This window comes from Planococcus liqunii, assembly GCF_030413595.1.
Lineage (GTDB): Bacteria > Bacillota > Bacilli > Bacillales_A > Planococcaceae > Planococcus > Planococcus liqunii.
In genome coordinates this window covers 3,663,080-3,682,273 of the sequence record NZ_CP129238.1, presented here as the reverse complement: position 1 = coordinate 3,682,273, position 19,194 = coordinate 3,663,080, and the positions used below count along the sequence as shown (strand labels likewise).

The window sequence follows — 19,194 nt, the reverse complement described above, 5'->3', positions numbered from 1 at the left end:
GCTGCTTAGGCTTTAACTATAGCATCAGTCGAAGCGACGATTCAACTATGTTAGACGCTATTCTAGCGAATCAGAATAGGTGGATAAAAAAAGTCCTTTTTCCAGGAAGTCAGTTCGTATGAGGGGCATTAATTCTTTTATAAAGAGCCTCAGCCGCTAAATCAATCGACGTATAATAATCGACCTGCTGAGTTTCACTGGAGGTCACTTCAAAGATGAAGGTATCAACAATGCACCTGACCGTCACCTGATCTTCTTCGCCAATCGAGAAGGAATGGCGAATTGTAGACGTATTAAAAGTCCAGGAAAGCTGCAACAAATTTTTAATGTGGTTAAATGTCATACTAAACACGCTCTTTTCTCCTGTGAAGTAGTAGGCGTTTTCACCTCATTTACGTCGTTATATAGAATCTACCCTGCTGTTAAATATTTAATCAAAAAAACTCCTGAAGATTCAGGAGTTTTTGCTTAAATCGTAGGATGCGATAAACGTGATAATGTAATCAGCTGTTTGATCAATCGACTCGTTATGGATAACCTCTTGCGTCTCTGAATGCGTAATTTCAAAAGTAGTTGTGCCGTATAAACAACGAACGGATAAGCTGGGACCTGCTTCGGATGCAAAAACCTGCTGGATGTTCACCGTGTTATATTCGCACATGGTTGCAAGAAAAACCTTCACGCTACTAAACTTCATATTATAGCTCCTTCCCAATCATGGAAAGTGACTAAGAAAAGTCAGGTAGAGTCCAGTTGTTTTGTTGATACTCAGTGTAACACGCAGCCAAGCCAATCCCTACCCATAAGACTTTTCCTCTATAGAATTAAAGGAACGAGTTAAACGACAGGGTGCGTCTGAAAGAAAGAGCACGTCTTTTATTGAATGTGCCTTATGAGGAACCAAGTTCCATTCACTTCCCTTTAAACTAGCAACGAAAAGGTTAGAAGAAAATTCGATTTTGTATTAAAAACCGAGTTGGTAAATCCTTAACTTCAGTTGTTGGATACATTTTTCTTTTGCCGTTTATATTGAGTATAAAAAACAGCAGCAATGAGTAAAGAAGCTACACATGCACCCATTTCAATTTGGCTAGGAAATAATAATGACAGATTTAAAAATACGATCCCAACCATCACCATCACAACGGACAATAGCAAGCTCATATTAAAGGTATCCCCTCCCTGACTAAATGGTTTAGCGATTACTATAAGGGTCTGTTTTCCATAAAGTTTCATTTACTCTTTAAAATCCACGGCGTTTAAGAATCTTTTCACTGAATTTGAATGCAGCATAAGGGTAAGTAAGTTACATTCAGATCCCTAATTCTAAAGACTTTTTATGAAAACCAAGAAAAACTGATTTCACTAGAAAAAAAGATACATTGAAAAGATTATTCTCAATGGATTCAAAGTAAGAGTTTTGAAACGAAATAGGTTTACATATCACCAATTATCGGTAGAGAGGAAGCTCAAGAGTGAGTTTCCTCTCTTTTTTGTATGAATGTACTTTTACAAACGGCTTTTCTATCTTAATGTATTCTTGCTTTAGTAGGGAGTTATTATTGGGGAGTACGAATGGTTCTTTATTAGTGATAAAGTTAAGAAAAACCTCTTTTATAAAAAATTCGAGAGTGAAAAAATAAGTATACATACTAGCGAATGAAATTAGGTATACATCCTTAGGATCGAATTTGACAGGAATGGATCTGTGAGGGAAAGTGCATGGCGAATAAAAAGACTGGAAGTTCTTACATCCACATGAGAATTGCTTCAACAGCCATGATTTTATTAACTTCTGATAGGTTTTTATGCTAGTGTCGTATAGATATATTCATTAATCAGCCTAATTTCATCAAATCTACAACTGTAAAAATAGCGCAAGAATATTATGGTTTATATTGGTTAATGTAAAGAAAGATTACCTTGAATTTAAAGGTAATCAAAAAAGTGAAAATTCAGGAGGCATGCATGAATATTCAAGCAGTGATTGTAAATGGTCAAACAATAATCCCTTCCGCCGAACTCAAACTGCAAAAGCACAAGGTCACAGGCATTCAAACAAATGTCCAGCGAAAGAAAGTTCTCCTTACCCAATTGGCAGAACGGGCGGATACCTACTTTTCACTTGCGGAACAAGGGGAATACTCTCGGCTTAGAGTAGAAGAACTGCTGAGTTTTATGAAGTCGATCAGTGGACATACAAAACCAGTACCCGTGATGCTCCAGCTGTTTCGCCTGACCGATCAGCGGAAAGTGAAGATTTCAAATTTACCTTCGTCGAAAAAAAGCTACTTGTCGCTACTGCGTATTTATTACGCGCAACAGCAAACAATCGTCCTTGAAGAACCGTATTTCCAACTGGAAGAAGAAGATCAGGTAGTATTTAGGCACTTGCTGAAAGAGCTTTCGACAGAAAAAGAAATTCTTCTTCTCACCGCCAACTTGGAAGATGCACTTCTCAGCTGCGACGAGATTTATCGTTTGGACGATGTCGGGTTGCATCTGTTGGATATTACGGATTCGGACAATGAGCCGCAAGTTCAGGAGGAAATTGAGGGAGGGGAATTCAAAATTCAGAAAATCCCAACAAAAAAGAACGACAAAATCATTTTGTTCAATCCTCCTGAAATTGATTACGTTGAAAGTATCAACAGTTCGGCCGTCGTACATGTCGGCGGCGAAACCTACAGTTGCGCACTCACTTTGACAGAGCTAGAACAACGCCTGCAATATTACGGTTTTTTCCGTTGCCACAGGTCCTACATCGTCAATCTGCAAAAAGTGCGGGAGTTAATCACGTGGACAAAGAACAGCTACAGTCTGCGCCTGACTACCGAACAAGATTCGGTCGTGCCACTATCGCGGACCAAACTGGTGGAATTGAAAAAGCTGTTGAACATATAATTCCCTGGGAAATAATCGTCATTTAGGCGCTTATCAGGGACAGTTCGGCCGAAAAACGGTACATTTCAGCCTGATTTGAAGGCAACCACTCTTTTTTCTTTATATGCTTGTGTTATCAACGAAAAGGAGTGGTACATATGAACACAATCTCCGTCCAAAATATTCAAAAGTCATTTGCTGAAAACCAGGCATTAAAAGATGTCTCATTCGATATTCCAAAAGGAGAGATTTTCGGTTTTCTGGGACCAAGTGGTTCCGGCAAAACGACGTTGCTTAAAATATTGACCGCTCAATTGGATCCAACGAGCGGAAACGCAGTCGTGTTGGATAAGCCGGCCAAAATGATGCAAAAGACAGAACAAAAAAAGCGCTTCGGAATTTTGACCGATAACAGCGGTTTGTATGAGCGGTTAACAATTGAAGAAAACCTGGATATGTTTCGCCGCCTGTATGACTTGCCAAAATCGTCCATCGATGAAGTACTCAACTTTGTTAATTTGAATGCGGACCGTAAAAAGCGGATCAGTGTTCTATCAAAAGGGATGCGTCAACGCGTCACCTTGGCATGTGCAATCATCCATGAACCAGAAATGCTGTTTTTGGATGAACCTACCTCTGCTCTTGATCCGGTAAATACGATGCATATTCATAAAGGTTTGCGCTATTTGAATGAAAAAGGCACAACGATCTTCTTGACGACACATGACATGACCGAAGCGGAAACACTGTGTGAACGGGTAGCGATATTACACAAAGGGGAAATCCGCGCAATTGGGTCACCGGCTGAACTCAAAAAGACACACCGCGATGGCACACTAACGGTGGAACTGACAACTGGACAGACCGAACGCCTCGCGATGAACGAAGATTCAGCAGTCCGGGTTGCCAGCTGGATGAGCCTCGGGCAAATTGATCGTATATACACAAATGAACTGAGTTTGGGCGATATATTCATTAAACTGACGGGAAGTGAATTAGTATGAACGTGTCATTAAAGCGCATCCAAGCAATTTTAATCAAAGATTATAAAGAGTTTTCTAGAAACTACGCGATCTCAGTTATGACTCTATTTCCTTTGTTTTTTGCAGTATTGTACCGGTCGGACGATGCTGAACAAGCGGTGATGTATACATTTATTATGAATTTTTCGTTGGCGATGCTCACCAGTTTTGTGCAGTCGTGTCTGATTGCCGAGGAGAAAGAGCGAAATACACTGCGTTCACTGATGATGACCCCGGCTTCGATGCTGGATGTGCTGATTGGGAAAAGCTCACTCGTATTCATCATTTCCGCAGCAGTGCTGGCGCTTGCGACTTACATCTTTGGCTATGATACGTCAAATATGATCGTGCTAGTGGCTGCACTGGGCATATCGATCCTGCTATACACGGCCATCGGGACCATTTGCGGCTTGTATTCAAAATCATTAATCGAAGCATCACTTGCAACCTTTCCGGTATTGATTATTTTTACTATGGGGCCATTCGCTTTAGCATTTGAAGAAGACTATCCATTTTTGAAAGTGTTAGCCTATTTGCCGAGCAGCCAATTGAGTGAACTGCTGATTGCGATAGAAGTTGGAGCGACTGCCAGTGAAACGGTGATGCCACTTGTGATTATTTCGATTTGGACGGTTGTGCTGACAGTCATTTCCTTTATCCTATATAAAAAACGCTTGATGGATTATTAAGTTATTGAATCTAATATCAATAGATTTGTTCATCGGGTTGAACTTTTCTTTAATACAATCAAATCTTAACCTGGATGATTTTGAATAACTTAATTAGAGAAAATGTAATTAAGTTAACATAGGAGGGATTATCGGTAGAGGAGAAGAGCAGGGTTCTTCTCTTTTTTATCTAAAGAAGTGGGATTTAATACTGAAAAAAAAGAACCGAAAAGGTTCTTTTTTTAGTCCTTATTTTATTATGCTCTTAAATCTGGCTCGTTCATAAATACTCATTCTTAATGAACTATCTATTAAGGTCAATTGATAATTTGCCATTTACAGGTTTACTTTACTTAACTAATAATGCCTAAAGTATTTTATCAGATGCAAATCAACAATCCTATTAGAGAAGATTGCAACTATTTTAGAAAATTATTTGTTGGTAGGGACAGATTGTTTCTGGCTTTAAATTAAGCCATTATTCTATGGCATAAAAATCTTTAAGAAAAAATGAGTGCATACACTTCCTAAAATCATCTGAAAAGAAGATTAGAGATAAGAAAAAGATAATACTCAATACAGATGCATGATAAACTGTGGGTAAATCAGACAAACAACAAGCAACCGTTAATGAATGAGGTGATAAAGTGAAGCTGTTTCGTAGGGGAAGAAACGAAAAACCTGAACAGGATGAAAAAAATAACGAGATGAAAAAACTGACACGGGCTTCGCTTGAACAACTTATGCTCCAGGCAGACAAAGAGATTATTTTCTTATGCGTCGGATCGGATCTGGCCATTGTCGATTCAGTAGGGCCATTAACTGGAACCATGCTAGAAGAAAACAATCTTCCATATCGTGTATACGGCACCCTGAAAGCTCCGGTTCATGCGCTGAATTTGGAAACTACCTTAAAAGAAATTCACCAGGGGCTTGGTGAGCATTTGCTAATTGTATTGGATGCCTGTATCGGCCAAGAAGAAGAAATCGGACAGGTCTTTCTGAAAACCGGCCCCATGTATCCAGGAAAAGCGATAGGAAACCCATTGCCTCCAGTTGGGGATTTTCATTTAATCGCCGTTGTAAATTGCCATGACAGAGACACATATGAACATTATTTAACGGATACCAGTCTTTTTACGATTTATGATATGGCGAAAAGAACGTCAGAACTTATCCTCACAGCTGCTCGGAGCATCCAGGAAAAGTGATTTAACACCGATTAGGCTGTTTTCCGTCTGCTTCTTGTGCAACGTCAAATCCTTGAGGCGTTCAGCCGCTTCGATGAGAAAATCAGGTCCATCAAAACTGCCCAATTTTCTACTAACCGTTCCCGAAGTATCTCCAGCGGCATTACCAATTTCTTTAAGTCCTGTTTATTAATCGCTTGAACAGTGATATCAGCTACAAGAGAGGAAAGCATCTTGCTGATGGTCAATGGATCTATCTGCCGCGCCTCGCCAATCTGTTTTGTCTGCAAAACTGCATTGGGATTGATGCCGGTCATTACCAATGCGGCACTGTTGCTTTTCAGCTTATTCAAAACGTCTACGCTATAATGAGTGTGAGGAATTACTGAGGAAACCCAATTACTATTAGAAAAGAGCCAGAAAATGAGCGGAATAAACAAGATTCCTTTACAAACCAAAATATTAGGGCTGATCAGTGTACTTGTACTTTTTATCGTGATTCTTCTCGCTGGCATATTTGCTTATCTGGAATCCATCGACACAAGAGAGCAAGTGGAACAATTGGCTTTGCAAACGGCAAAGACGATTGCTCTGATGCCCGAACTCCGGGAAGGCATTGAGCAGAATGATATAGATAGCCGTTTCCGGCCAATTGCCGAGCAAGTAAAAGACCAGGTGAATGCGGCGGATATCGTGATTGAGAATCGTGAAGAAATCATTTATTCACATGTGGACTCCACATTGATCAATCGGAAGAGCATGGATCCCACCAGTTACCAAGCCTTAATTTTCGGAGGATCGAATAATTTTGAGTTCGTACGGAAGCAAGGTTCCGTGTTGACTGGAAAAGTTCCAGTTATTGCAGATTACGGCGAATATACGCAAATCATCGGAACGGTTTCCGTTGAATTTTTGGAACGGGACATTTACCAGAGCATTACTGAACGCATTAAAATGATTGGCCTTGCCTCATTGGCTGTAATTCTGCTCGGAATCATTGGCGGGGTTTTATTAGCCAAAAGCATCCGAAAAGATACGCTGGGACTTGAGCCGCATGAAATTGCCTCGCTATATCGTGAAAGGAATGCCATTCTTTTATCCGTTAAAGAAGGAATTATAGCGATCGATGGAAAAGGATTTATCACCTTGATTAATCATTCTGCAAAATCCATGTTGGATCTGGAATCGGAAAACCTTCTGGGCCAGCATATCAAGCATTTTCTCCATCATATAAAAATAGATGATGTACTGCGGACAGAAAAAGCGGTTACCAATGCCGAAGTTCCGATTAATGAAAAAACATTTATTTTTAATATCATTCCAATTATTGAAAACGGGACAGTGGCAGGAGCGGTTTCAAGTTTCCGGGATAAAACGGAATTGAAAAATCTGATGAATACCATCACAGAAGTTCGCGAATATTCAGATGGCCTGCGTGCGCAAACACACGAGTACGCCAATAAATTATTTTTATTATCCGGGTTGTTGCAGCTGGATCGGCATCAGGAAGCTTTTGAATTTATTCAAAAAGAGTCTGTTATACATCAGCAACAAAACCAGGTCCTATTCAATCAAATTCATGATACAAACGTCCAGGCTGTTTTGTTGGGGAAAATCAGCAAGGCATCTGAAAAGAAAATACTTCTTGAAATCGATGCCGACAGTTATGTAGATCCGTTTCCAGTTCATATAGAGGCAGCGGATATTGCCGTCATTATCGGCAATCTGCTCGACAATGCATTTGATGCCGTGGAGCATCAACAAGAGAAAAAAGTAGCTTTTTCAATTACGGGCGTAGGCAGCGAGATTATAATAGAAGTAACAGACAATGGAAAAGGAATTTCAAGCAAGGCATTAACGTCTTTGTTTACGTTGGGGTATTCTTCTAAAGGAGACAAAAGGGGATACGGTTTGTTCAATGTGAAACGTATTGTGGAATCATTGGATGGAACGGTTGAAGTAAACAACGTACGGGAAGGAAGGACTATTTTTACCGTCTATCTTCCTAAAAGCCGGCGGGATCAGTAAGGGGTGAAAATGAATGATTAAGGTTGTTATAGCAGAGGATGATTTTCGGATTGCTCAAGTACAGGAGCAGTTTTTGCAAAAGGTAACAGATGTGAAATTGGTAGGGAAAGCATTAAATGCAAAAGAAACGTTGAAACTTTTGAGTGAGCATGAAGTGGATCTGCTGCTGCTCGACATTTATATGCCGGATGAATTGGGTACGGAGTTATTGCCGAAAATCAGAGAAAACCATCCCTTGGTTGATATTATTATGGTGACGGCAGCAACGGAAAGAACGATGCTTGAGAAGGCGGTCAAATATGGCGTTTTTAACTACCTATTAAAGCCGGTGACTATGAAAAAATTTGTGGAGACGATTGAGGATTACAAAAGAAAGAAAAAATTGCTCAGCGCTGCAGAAGAAGTGGATCAGACAATGATTGATCGATACTTTGGAAGTATCAATCAATCGGCCGCTATACAAAAAGATCTTCCTACAGGTGTTGATCGCCATACATTGGACAAAGTGAAAGATGTAGTGGAAAAGCTTAAAGGAGTTTCGATCGATGAAATGAGCGAAGAATTGGGAGTATCCCGGACAACTGCCAGAAGGTATTTGGAGTATCTCGTGTTGATAGACGTCTGTGTAGCAAAACACGATTATGGCATTGTCGGAAGGCCTCAGAGAAAGTATTACCTTTTAGAATAAGGAACTGGAATTTATTTGTTCAAATTAATGAGGGATAAACATTGAGAAGAAAATGTATAATTATTTCCGCTCTTATTGCCATATTATTGGCTGGATGTTCACAGAAAGAACCGGATATCAGCCTGGACGAAGTTACGCTTGTGGCTGGTTCGATTGGTGGAGGCTGGGACATAACAGCGCAGATGATACAAGACAGTTTACTGAGTGAAAACTTGATTGACGGAGAAATTCATGTAGTTAATCATCCTGGAGCAGGAGGGGAATTAGGCTGGAAATACACGCAACAGCAAAAAGGGCCAGTATTAGCCATCAATTCAAGCTTGCTCATTACAAATCATTTATTAGGACAAAGCCAGTTGACCTATAAAGATTTTACACCACTCGCCATTTTGGCGACAGAATGGGAAGTGGTGGTTGTATCGAAGGATTCAAGCATAAAGAGTGCAAATAGCTTAATAGAGAATCTGAAAGATGCGCCGCAGAATTTTAAAATCGGCATTTCGCCAAGACTTGGGAATGACGATCAACTATCATTCGTGTTGGCGAGCAAACAAGCTGGAGCGGAGCCGGAAGAACTTGACTTTCTTATCTATGAAAATAGTGCCCAAGTAGTGGAAGCGTTGTTGGAAAAGCAGATAGACGTTGCGTCGATGACCTTATCGGAAGCGAAAAAGTATTACGATCTAGACCAAGTAAAAATACTGGTGATTTCATCTGATAAAAGATTAAAAGAACTTCCGGAAATCCCTACATGGACGGAAGAAGGAATTGAAGTTGTTTTTGAACATTGGCGAGGCATTATGGGGCCGCCGAATATGTCAAAAGATGAAATTCAGTTTTGGGATGAGACGTTTGGGCAAATGGTCCAATCAGAACAATGGCAACAAACAACCGAACAGTATATGTGGAAAGATTTTTATATGAATAGCAGTGAAACAACGGAGTTTTTAGAAAAGCAAAGTAAGATGTATGAAGAATTGATGAAGGCCAGCGGCAAATAAGACAGCTTCTCACAAAGTTCTAGGAGTAATAGTTTTAATGAAATAAAGCTTTGCAGCGTCTCTTGCCACTTTTACAGCTAGGGCGATTAGAAACTTACTCCCGGCCATATCTGCAACCAATCTCCATATCGAAATCAACCTATCACGAGGGCTTAGGCTTAAGGCATAAAAATGCCTTAAACCTAAGCCTTTTTGTGCTATTTTTTTAACTGAATCAGCTGGAATTTCAAGCTTTCAGGTATGATCCAAAGGACTTTAATATCTTGTTACCGGCATTGGATAAAAACACGAATAGTCTGTTAATGGTTTTAATGTACGAAAAGAATTCAAAGGATTTAAATGACAAAATTTTGTAAACGTTTACATAAAGAAAACCATCCTCTATATTTATAAACAATATCTAATTGGCGAATTATTTCACGAGTTTAATGACTGACAATTTAGAAAAATTTTAAGGGGGATTAAATATGTTAGCTCTTTTGGGTTATTCAATGATCGCTGTATTTATGTTTTTGATCATCACAAAACGGATGTCTGCATTGGTTGCGCTGGTAACAATACCGACGTTGTTCGCGTTGCTTGGAGGTTTTGGTGCAGGGCTTGGCGACATGATGATGGAAGGGATCAAGCAAGTTGCTCCTACCGGGGTTATGTTGATGTTCGCTATTCTGTACTTCGGTATTATGATTGACGCAGGCTTGTTTGATCCACTTGTTTCAAAAATTTTAGCGATTGTTAAGGGAGATCCGTTGAAGATTGTTTTAGGGACGGCTATCCTGGCAATGCTTGTAGCACTTGATGGCGATGGCACCACTACTTATATGATCACCGTATCAGCCATGCTGCCGCTTTATAAGCGGATTGGCATGAACCCGCTGATATTGACTTGTGTCGCGATGCTTTCATTCGGCGTCATGAACATGATGCCTTGGGGCGGACCGACAGCAAGAGCAGTAGCGGCACTGCAGCTGGATATGGCGGATGTATTTACGCCGCTCATCCCTGTAATGGCAGCCGGGATTTTATGGACTTTGTTTACGGCATTTGTCCTTGGGAGAAAAGAGCGGAAAAGATTGGGCGTTGCTGAGATTCAGTATTCTGTGAAAGAGACGCTTGCGTTAAGTGAAATAAGCGAAACGGCTATTCCGAATGACACGAAACGGCCAAAGTTGATATGGATAAATCTTATTTTAACCATTGCCTTGATAGTATGTTTGGTTGCTTCGGTCTTGCCATTGGCTACACTGTTCATGATTGCTTTTGTCATCGCACTGATGATCAACTACCCAAACCTGGATGATCAGAAGAAAAGAATTTCCAGCCATGCAGGAAATGTCCTTGCAGTTGTGGGATTGGTTTTTGCTTCTGGTATTTTTACAGGGATTTTATCCGGAACAGAAATGGTCGATGCGATGGCTAACAGTTTAGTAGCAGTGATTCCGGAATCGCTAGGCTCGTATTTTGCTGTTATTACAGCTGTCACCAGCATCCCATTCACCTACTTTATGGCAAATGATCCTTATTATTTCGGCGTACTGCCAATTTTAGCTGAAACGGCAGCAGCTTATGGCGTGGATCCGGTTGAAATTGCACGTGCGTCCTTATTGGGCCAGCCGATTCATGCGATGAGCCCCTTGATGGCTTCTGCTTACTTGCTTGTCGGTATGGCAGGGGTGGAGTTCGGAGACCATCAAAAATTCATTTTTAAATGGGCGTTGGGGTCATGCTTTGTAATGATTTTCTTTTCCATTGCTATCGGCGTCATTACTTTATAAGCTCCAATACTAGAGAATGTCTCTGTAGAAAATATCAAGACACTCATCAGCTTCTGCGCATTGAAAACATGCATCGGCCGGTCGATGAACAGAAATCGAAATGGTAGACACTTCAAAAAGTGACTCCATTTCGATTTTTTTCTGTTTTTAAGCTCCGGTATACTATAGTTGTCTGGTTGGCAGGAATATTTTTGTATGAGACAGTTTGTCAAACTAAGTGCAACACTTCATGCATGAGGGCTTCGTTTAATTCACTTTCACTGACGGCACAGGCCTTTTTCTTTTTTTATTGTCTGTGTAAATGTACTTTTACGAACGGTCAATCATCCTTAATTTCGTTAGCCCACAGCTAAAAGACCCCCATGTAAGAATTGCTTTTAAAAAGCGTCATTACACGGAGGTCTTTCCGATTGAGATTTATTTACTGATGATGATCGATAACTTGTAATTCACATGCTCGCTCAATCCAACCAAAAATTCATCCAGTACTGCATTGGAGGGGAATTTGCATTCCAGGAGGTAACAACTGTCGCCGCTGATTTTATAGTTCTGAATAACAAAAGGAGCTTGTGCTTTTATATAGGAAAGATAAGGTTCGTGATGGCTGCTTTTCATGATGACGCTAATCATTGCATGGACAAAGTAGCCCATCTTCAGCTGGTTCACTTTGATGGTGTATCCTTCAATGATGCCCGCGGTTTCCAATTTTTCCACCCGGGCCGAAGTGGCGGGGCTGCTTAAATGGACCCTTTCACTCAACTCTTTCATGGTGATTCGGCTGTTCTTGGAAAGTTCATCCAAAATTCGCAAATCTGTCTGATCCAAGATTTTTTCAATTCCTTTCATTTATAAAGCCAAAGCGGCAAAAGACTTTATTTAATCTATATAAATTTGAATTGGCACTAGTATACAATGGGTGGACATCAAACAAAAGGAGTTGGAATTATGAACATCCGCCACATTCGCAACGCAACCTTGGTTGTAGATTTTGCAGGGAAAAAGTTTTTAGTTGATCCATTTTTATCAGAGAAAGGAACGCTTCCGCCTTTTCCGAATTCAGCAAGACAAGACCAGAACAATCCGCTCGTGGGCCTGCCTGTTTCAATTGATGAAGTCATTGCCGGCGTGGATGCCGTGATTGTTACGCATACCCACTTGGACCATTGGGACGACGCAGCAAAAGACGCGTTGCCAAAAGACATCAAATTGTTCACGCAAAATGAAGAGGACAAAACGGAGATTGAAGGTGCTGGCTTCACGAACATCGAAGTTCTGCAGGAAGATACGGTATTTGAAGGTATCCAATTGATCAAGACAAAAGGCGAGCACGGCAGAGGCGAAATCCTGAAAATGGCCGGCCATGTATGTGGCGTTGTCTTCAAGCATGAAGATGAAAAAACGCTTTATGTAGCCGGAGACACTGTGTGGTATGAAGAAGTGCAAAAAACGGTCGATGCCCACAACCCCGAAATCATCGTCGTAAATGCAGGAGACAATCAATTCCTTCAGGGGGGCTCACTTGTCATGAACGAAGAAGATGTCTACAAAGTTCATAAAGCGGCCCCTAAAGCGACAATCATCGCTGTTCATATGGAAGCGGTCAATCACTGGAACCTCTCAAGAGCAGATTTGAAGAAATTTGCGGAAGAAAAAGGCATGGCTTCAAATGTGGTTATTCCAAACGATGGCGATTCCTATTCATTCTAAGCTTTAAATCGCTTTATCCCTATAGACCTTAACCGGTCTTTTTTTGTTTTGGTTAAATCATTAAATTTGAACTTAGTTTATCTATCATTAAATTATTGAAACCAGCAGTAATTCCGCTTTAGTCCATACACCTGTACGGCTACGCATAGATCAAGATAATGAAATAAGATTTAATGAAGTCTCCTAATTAACTGTGATACAATCAAAAAAGGTAATAGTCGGAATATTTAAATTTTTAAAACGGATATTAGGAGGGCGAAGATGAACGGAAAAGAAGTGCTTTTCATTTTCAAGAACGGGCTTCGCAAATACTCTCCGGAACAGCTGCGCCATATTCCGCGAGAAGGGGTGTGGTCCATTGGGCAAATGTGTGACCACATTATTCTAGTGGCGCATGAGTATCTGGATAATGTGCAAATTTGTGCTGCATCAACTGAAGGGCAGCCTCTGGGAAAAACTCCAGCGGGTGAGCAGTTATTCAAAGACGGTGGATTTCCGCCCATCAAAATCAGGCTTCCAGATGAAATGAATGCCCCTCCCAACAATTCAGACAGTAAGGAGGATCTGGAGACAAGAATGGAAGAGGTGATTGATAGGCTGGACCACTGGGAATTGAAAGCTTCTACAATTAACCTGGATTATAAAGTTAAGCATGGCGGGTTCGGCTGGCTGAATGCGGAGGAGTGGCTTGAGCTGGTTCACATGCATTCCCGCCATCACCTGCGGCAGAAAGAAGAGCTGGAAAGGTACCTGAAAATGGAAACATAGTTTTTCAGTTTGGTCTATTCGCTAAATCCTTAAAACTGCCGGAGGAGAAAGTATCTCAACAGGAGGTTTTTAGATGAAATACTTGTGCTTGGGCTACCTGAATAAGGAGAAGATGGACGCATTGCCAAAAGAAGAAGTTGATAACGTCATGCGGGAATGCCAGCCTCATCTCCAGGAATTATACAAAAGCGGCCATGTACTGGTAGATGCCGGTATTGGACAAGAAGTAAAGAGATTGCAGCGGGTGGACGGGGAGATACAAGTCGATGAGGACCATTTAATCCAGCCAGATAAAATTATTGGAAGTGCATTCATACTGGAAGCCGCAAATTTTGAAGAAGCAATCCGAGTGGCTTCTCTACATCCGACTGTGCAGGTCAGTTTAGCAGAGCAGCTGGGTTGGGAAATTGAGATCCGCGCAATCGACTCCTTCGATATGAAAGGCTAGCTTTTAAGGGAAAGAGCAAAACTGCTTAAACGGCCTTCACGTATTTTTATAACAGGTCGCCACGTCTTAAAATCTGATTATTGAAACTTATCCCAACTGAAACCGTATTATAAGAAAGGCGATCGAAGCGACGATAAAACGGAAGGGGGAGAAGGATATGCATTGGATGATGTGGATTTTTTGGGGCTCATTGGCTGCAGTGTTTGCAGGCGCTTATCTAGTAGATTTTTTGACGCGGGGGAAATACAGCTTTAATAAGAAGGAAAAGACTTTGAACCAGAATTTAGCGGAAGCGGAGGCTCAGCGAGAAGTTGGTCGGCACAACAATCAAGGTGGAGGAATGTTTTAAGATAAGGGGTGAAATCGTTTAACCAACTGAAAGCAAGATACACGAGCTTGGAGCTGGATTCCAGGCTCTATTTTTAATTAGCGGGTATTTTTCTTTTAACTAGATAAATAAAGGAAGATATCTATATAATGGAAGAAGTTGATTTTTCTCAAAAGTGTTTTGAAAGGAAATTTTGTATGAAGCCACTATTCAATGGACGGAAAGTGAACTTGGCCACCTTGCTGACTTCTCTTGTCTCTGCCTCAGTTATTCTTACACTGCTGATTCTTACGGTCTCTTCTTACTATTCCAGTAAGAATTCTTTGGCGACGACTTATTTGTCCTTAAATTACTCCAAAGCCGAGAAGATGAGCCATTCGGTCGATTCGTTGTTCATCTCGATGAGAAAAAGTCTGGAGACTACTGTGGATTTTCTGGAGGAAAATGAAGGAATGAGCGATCAGGAAATCCATGAACAGTTGGATCTCCTGCAAACAAGCAGCGGCTATTTCAATTCCCTTTCCTGGATAGACGAAACAGGCGTGATCCGGGCCATCAGCCCCAACAGCATCGGGTTAAAAGGAGAAAAAATAGCGGCGGGGCCAGCAAGAGACGCGCTGGATGCGGAACAGCCTGAGCTGACTGTCCCTTATATGGGCTTATCAAACCGCTTAATCATTTTGATGAGCCAGCCGATCTACTCCAAAGACGGCGTGTATCGAGGGATGATTGGCGGAACCATCTTTCTTCAGGAGCAAAACGTCCTAAATCATTTGCTTGGCAATGATGCGGTAGAGCAAAACGGTTCCTATTACTATGTGGTCGGCCCAGCCGGTACGCTGCTGTTTCATCCGAAGAGTGAAAAAATCGGAGAAAACGTCATTGGAAATCCGGTGGTTCGTCAATTGACGCAAGGAAAAGACGGCAAGGAATTGATCACCAATACTGAAGGAATCCCAATGCTTGCCGCTTATAGCCATGTATCCGAAGCGGGATGGGGGATTGTGCAGCAGACGCCTTATTCATTTGCTGAAGACCTGTTGATCGATCAATTTCTGCAGGTGCTGAAGAATCTATTGCTGCCTTCTTTGCTGCTGCTCCTGCTTTCCATTTTTATCGCCCGCAGATTGGCCGCTCCTTTTACGCACCTGGGAAATCTGGTGAATGGGTTAGCGGAAGGAAAGGCAGTATCGCAGCCCCTCAAGGACAATCTGATGAAGCCTCATTGGAACCGCGAAGCCGATATCTTAACGAAGAGTGTGGCAATCGCTTTTGAAATACTCGAAAGAAACAACCAGGAACTCACGCATTCAGCCCTGACGGACGCTCTAACCGGCTTGCCGAACCGCCGGAAACTGGAAGAAGTGCTGGAGGGCTGGTCAAGCCAAAATCGGCATTTTTCATTGCTCATACTGGACATCGACCATTTCAAATCGATTAATGACACATTTGGCCATCAAATGGGGGACCAGGCATTAAAAGGCTTGGCTGAAACGCTTCAAACACTGATCCGGAACACGGATTATTGTTTTCGGTATGGCGGAGAAGAATTTATTCTTCTTCTGCCGGATGCCGATCGCTTAGCTGCCTACCAAGTAGCGGAAAAAATACGCAAAGAAGTGGAACAGACTTTATTGGTTCCCGGCCGGATCGTTACAGTTTCGATCGGAATCTCAGAGTTTCCAACCCAGACGGAGTCATTGGAAGAGCTATTCCGTTTGGCGGATACAGCGCTCTATCAGTCAAAAGATGAAGGAAGAAACCGGATAACTGTTTCTTCCTCCGGTAATCCCTCTTAACAATTCAATTGCAATTATGAACCGGAAGATCCGAAGAGAAAAAGCAGAGCTATCAAGCACTGCTTTTTCTCTTTTTCGTTTTTGCTGCAAGGCAAGGATTCGCCTTGAGGATTTTGATTTCGAGAAAGATGAATCTTTTAATTTTTTCTAACGTAGTAAATATAAGGATATTTATCGGCTTCATCAATTTGATAATCTAAGTTCAGCAACTGCAGGCTACGAATAGAGAAACGGGGGATCTTTTTGGGGATGTTATTAGAAGTGGCTATGGTTTTACTGATTATTTCAATGGCTCTCTTTATACACGAAATGGGCCATGCCGTTGCAACAATTTTGCGGAACAAGAAAGCGAAGGCAGAGATTTATATGGGGTCACCGGGCAAAGAGAAAAAACTGAAGCTGAAGCTTGGAAGAATCACCTGTTATTTAACCATAGCGCTTTACGCGTTCTGCCAGCCTATAAATTCAGAAGAACTGCCGCCTCCTACCTATAAACAAAGGCTGACAATGCTGATAGGGGGACCGACCGCTTCATTGTTAGGGTTCGCCGTTCTATACGTTAGTTCTCATTTATTCTCTGGTATACCGGGCAATATCTTAATCAATCTTGCCGGCGCGAGTTTCTTCCTATTCATAAGTCCGTTAATTCCCTTTACCTACCCTTCCTTTTTAGGCGGGGGGCCAAGTGATGGGCTGCAGATTTTGAATCTGGTAAAAGAGAATAGGCAACAGCGAGGACCTGAAAGTAACTAATGTACAGTTAAGCTACATAAAAAAGATAATATTTAATGGATACAAGGAGGCTTATTGCATTATGAAGTATATGTGTCCGGTGTGTGGTTATAAAGGGCTTGACGAGCCTGCATATGGTGATTTGGACAATTTAAAAGAAGGTTCATTCGACATATGCAGTTGTTGCCGATTTCAATTTGGGGTGGATGACGATATGGAATTAGAAAACGGAGACTTTTTATCAATCAAAGATACACACAACATTTATCGACATATTTGGCTAAGTTTTGATGCACCGGTTTTTGCGACTAAAGTGTATCCAGCTAATAATCAAGTTCATGGAAAAGTGAAAAGAGAGTGCTTAGAAAGACAATTGAAGAATGTTTGAATCGCTTTAATTGAATAATTCATATTTGGGTAAAGGGGTGAAAAAAGGGTTTAAAGTACCTGATTGGCAAGTGGAATACTTTTTAAAATGGCATTTAAAGGAGTGCTTGCATGGTGAATCTGACTATTGATTTTAAACTAGATCCAGCATTAAAACTCGAGAAAAAAATACTTCACCAAAGAAGTGGAAAACTATTGATTGATGTAGAAGGAGAGTTGGAAATTAGAATTGATCATTCTTGCTTCTTCAGAGAACCATCGCTTGCGCTGCTTGAAATGGGAGTCAGTTTAAAGGAATGGCGAATGAATGATCCAAAGGGAACAAGCAACTTTTATCACTACACAATGGAACATGATGAAAGAGAAGGGCCAATCTTGGCTTTTATCGAAACAAGTAAAGACAAGTGGATTCTCTTTTCGATTTGGCAGGAATTTAAACCCGAGGATTTTATACCTACTGATGGTTTGCTGAATGCAGTGGATCAATATTTGACAGAGCTGGAAAAACTATTGATTAAAAGATTTAATATCCGGTACTCAGATTTCATTAGGACTCGCAAATTCTAAAGAAATTATATTTAAAAGGACAGACAAGGAATTTTTCTATGCATGGCCTTTGTGGTTATTCGGCTTCATTAATGATCAACTACCGGTAGGTAAAGCAACAAACTAGGAATTGAAATTTTACATATTGCTTAACGTATATAACGACACCTGTTTAAAAGAGGAAGTGGAGATTTTGTATTATTTCATACTGGTATTGGGAATCTTGTTCGTGACCGGCGCGACAGGATATTTCATATATACATATATAAATAAAGAATTTGTCCTATTCGATGTAGTGAAAGCAATTGGAATCTTCTTGTCGGGAACCCTTCTTTTAATGATGACTCTTCCGATTCTGAAATCTATGCTGCTAAAAGAATATGATGTCTTCCAAGGGGAATGCAGAGTTGAAATAGCACCCTTTGGACGTGGAACCGAAGCAATTTTTAATATGGTGGATATAGGAGAGCGATTTACCTTTTCTGATATTCCGGAACTCAATGCCTACGGTAAATCTGTGCCATATTACTGTAAAGTCACTGTTTCAAAAGATCATCTGTATGGGATAGACTATAAAATTTTTGATGCTGAATCACATGACCTATTAATAAAAATTAAATAGATTTGTGAAAAAGGGACTTAGTGCTAAGTTGATGTTGCACTAAATGAAACGAACACATAATCCAGCAGCTGAAAAACAATCTGAACTACTTACAGCTAAGTTACATTGGGAATTAATTTAAGGAGGAGAAGACGGTGAACGAGTATGCAGCTGTTAAAAAAATTATCGATGAGTGGGATCCCATAGGTTTATTAAAGACAGGGTGCCCGGACGACGAATATGCCCCTGAGATATTTGACATTGTAAAACTTTTACCGTCTGTAGAATCTGCCGATGAATTAGCAAGGGGAATCAGGCAAGTTTTTAAAGATTGGTTTGCAGAATATCTGGCCTATGAAGATTGTTATTCCATAGCCATTGAAATATGGAAGCACCGTTAAAAACATTTCAGAAGTTTGTTTAGTTTTTTAAAGGTAAGCTCTTTTTCATATCCTTTCGCAACAGCAAACACCAGGAAATCATTTGTTTTTACTGCTGCTCCGTTTCTTCCTCAGATTTATTTCAACTTTATCAGTGAACCAAAAGCCGGCTCTTATAAAAATAGTAATAAACAATGCCTGATGGTGAAGATCATTTTAATGTCTCCTTAAAATCAAAAAATC

At 40.8% G+C, this 19,194-nt stretch carries 22 protein-coding genes; 18 read left to right on the top strand and 4 right to left on the bottom strand.

Translation table 11 applies throughout. The features are described from left to right. Positions 1 to 109: 109 nt before the first annotated feature. Both QWY22_RS18170 and QWY22_RS18165 read right to left on the bottom strand, forming a co-directional pair. Positions 110 to 352, bottom strand: a complete 243-nt coding sequence (locus QWY22_RS18170) for a hypothetical protein (protein ID WP_300982203.1) — start codon at positions 350 to 352, stop codon at positions 110 to 112. A 102-nt stretch (positions 353 to 454) separates the two neighbouring features. Further along, positions 455 to 697: a hypothetical protein gene (locus QWY22_RS18165; protein WP_300982202.1), complete on the bottom strand. Its 243-nt coding sequence runs from the start codon at positions 695 to 697 to the stop codon at positions 455 to 457. Positions 698 to 1,968: 1,271 nt separating this feature from the next. On the opposite strand from QWY22_RS18165, the gene QWY22_RS18160 reads away from it, so the two are divergent. The 4 genes from QWY22_RS18160 to yyaC all read left to right on the top strand — a co-directional run bounded on the left by QWY22_RS18160 (position 1,969) and on the right by yyaC (position 5,784). Next, entirely contained in the window at positions 1,969 to 2,904 is a 936-nt protein-coding gene (locus QWY22_RS18160; RefSeq protein WP_300982201.1) for a LytTR family DNA-binding domain-containing protein, read from the top strand. A gap of 137 nt (positions 2,905 to 3,041) precedes the next feature. Continuing rightward, on the top strand, positions 3,042 to 3,887 hold the full coding sequence (locus QWY22_RS18155; protein WP_300982200.1) for an ABC transporter ATP-binding protein: 846 nt from the start codon (positions 3,042 to 3,044) through the stop codon (positions 3,885 to 3,887). Then, positions 3,884 to 4,594: an ABC transporter permease gene (locus tag QWY22_RS18150; RefSeq protein ID WP_300982199.1), complete on the top strand. Its 711-nt coding sequence runs from the start codon at positions 3,884 to 3,886 to the stop codon at positions 4,592 to 4,594. Before QWY22_RS18155 ends, QWY22_RS18150 begins: the two co-directional genes overlap by 4 nt. 626 nt (positions 4,595 to 5,220) lie before the next feature. After that, the gene (gene yyaC, locus QWY22_RS18145) at positions 5,221 to 5,784 is read left to right on the top strand and encodes a spore protease YyaC (protein WP_300982198.1); all 564 of its coding nucleotides are present in this window, start codon (positions 5,221 to 5,223) and stop codon (positions 5,782 to 5,784) included. 44 nt (positions 5,785 to 5,828) lie between these two features. On the opposite strand, the gene QWY22_RS18140 is transcribed toward yyaC, so the two are convergent. Next, positions 5,829 to 6,116 (bottom strand): hypothetical protein, encoded by a 288-nt coding sequence (locus tag QWY22_RS18140; RefSeq protein ID WP_300982197.1) that lies wholly within the window; start codon positions 6,114 to 6,116, stop codon positions 5,829 to 5,831. 70 nt (positions 6,117 to 6,186) lie between these two features. On the opposite strand from QWY22_RS18140, the gene QWY22_RS18135 reads away from it, so the two are divergent. The 4 genes from QWY22_RS18135 to QWY22_RS18120 all read left to right on the top strand — a co-directional run bounded on the left by QWY22_RS18135 (position 6,187) and on the right by QWY22_RS18120 (position 11,255). Continuing rightward, complete coding sequence (locus QWY22_RS18135; RefSeq protein WP_300982196.1) at positions 6,187 to 7,791, top strand: ATP-binding protein; 1,605 nt, start codon at positions 6,187 to 6,189, stop codon at positions 7,789 to 7,791. Between the two features lie 13 nt (positions 7,792 to 7,804). Beyond that, positions 7,805 to 8,479 carry a response regulator gene (locus QWY22_RS18130; protein WP_300982195.1) on the top strand — a complete coding sequence of 225 codons (675 nt, stop codon included), beginning with the start codon at positions 7,805 to 7,807 and terminating at the stop codon, positions 8,477 to 8,479. A 41-nt stretch (positions 8,480 to 8,520) separates the two neighbouring features. Then, a complete protein-coding gene (locus QWY22_RS18125) occupies positions 8,521 to 9,480 on the top strand; it encodes a tripartite tricarboxylate transporter substrate binding protein (protein WP_300982194.1) in 960 nt (319 codons plus the stop codon). 467 nt (positions 9,481 to 9,947) lie between these two features. Then, positions 9,948 to 11,255, top strand: coding sequence for a CitMHS family transporter (locus tag QWY22_RS18120; protein ID WP_300982193.1), 1,308 nt, complete (start codon positions 9,948 to 9,950; stop codon positions 11,253 to 11,255). Between the two features lie 417 nt (positions 11,256 to 11,672). Here the strand turns inward: QWY22_RS18120 and QWY22_RS18115 are convergent, their stop codons facing one another. Beyond that, entirely contained in the window at positions 11,673 to 12,083 is a 411-nt protein-coding gene (locus QWY22_RS18115) for an Lrp/AsnC family transcriptional regulator (protein ID WP_300984430.1), read from the bottom strand. A gap of 117 nt (positions 12,084 to 12,200) precedes the next feature. Between QWY22_RS18115 and QWY22_RS18110 the strand changes: the two genes are divergently transcribed. The 10 genes from QWY22_RS18110 to QWY22_RS18065 all read left to right on the top strand — a co-directional run bounded on the left by QWY22_RS18110 (position 12,201) and on the right by QWY22_RS18065 (position 18,972). Further along, positions 12,201 to 12,962 (top strand): MBL fold metallo-hydrolase, encoded by a 762-nt coding sequence (locus QWY22_RS18110; protein WP_300982192.1) that lies wholly within the window; start codon positions 12,201 to 12,203, stop codon positions 12,960 to 12,962. 261 nt (positions 12,963 to 13,223) lie between these two features. Next, on the top strand, positions 13,224 to 13,730 hold the full coding sequence (locus tag QWY22_RS18105) for a DinB family protein (RefSeq protein WP_300982191.1): 507 nt from the start codon (positions 13,224 to 13,226) through the stop codon (positions 13,728 to 13,730). Positions 13,731 to 13,803: 73 nt separating this feature from the next. Next, positions 13,804 to 14,178, top strand: a complete 375-nt coding sequence (locus tag QWY22_RS18100; RefSeq protein ID WP_300982190.1) for a YciI family protein — start codon at positions 13,804 to 13,806, stop codon at positions 14,176 to 14,178. 157 nt (positions 14,179 to 14,335) lie between these two features. Then, on the top strand, positions 14,336 to 14,527 hold the full coding sequence (locus tag QWY22_RS18095; protein WP_036811521.1) for a hypothetical protein: 192 nt from the start codon (positions 14,336 to 14,338) through the stop codon (positions 14,525 to 14,527). A gap of 176 nt (positions 14,528 to 14,703) precedes the next feature. Then, positions 14,704 to 16,305, top strand: a complete 1,602-nt coding sequence (locus QWY22_RS18090; protein ID WP_300982189.1) for a sensor domain-containing diguanylate cyclase — start codon at positions 14,704 to 14,706, stop codon at positions 16,303 to 16,305. Positions 16,306 to 16,554: 249 nt separating this feature from the next. Next, positions 16,555 to 17,058, top strand: coding sequence for a site-2 protease family protein (locus QWY22_RS18085; protein ID WP_300984429.1), 504 nt, complete (start codon positions 16,555 to 16,557; stop codon positions 17,056 to 17,058). A 61-nt stretch (positions 17,059 to 17,119) separates the two neighbouring features. Further along, positions 17,120 to 17,425: a hypothetical protein gene (locus QWY22_RS18080; protein ID WP_300982188.1), complete on the top strand. Its 306-nt coding sequence runs from the start codon at positions 17,120 to 17,122 to the stop codon at positions 17,423 to 17,425. A gap of 110 nt (positions 17,426 to 17,535) precedes the next feature. Then, complete coding sequence (locus tag QWY22_RS18075) at positions 17,536 to 17,991, top strand: DUF7878 domain-containing protein (RefSeq protein WP_300982187.1); 456 nt, start codon at positions 17,536 to 17,538, stop codon at positions 17,989 to 17,991. Between the two features lie 208 nt (positions 17,992 to 18,199). Then, positions 18,200 to 18,592 carry a hypothetical protein gene (locus tag QWY22_RS18070; protein WP_300982186.1) on the top strand — a complete coding sequence of 131 codons (393 nt, stop codon included), beginning with the start codon at positions 18,200 to 18,202 and terminating at the stop codon, positions 18,590 to 18,592. Between the two features lie 134 nt (positions 18,593 to 18,726). After that, entirely contained in the window at positions 18,727 to 18,972 is a 246-nt protein-coding gene (locus QWY22_RS18065; protein ID WP_300982185.1) for a DUF1871 family protein, read from the top strand. Positions 18,973 to 19,194: the final 222 nt, after the last annotated feature.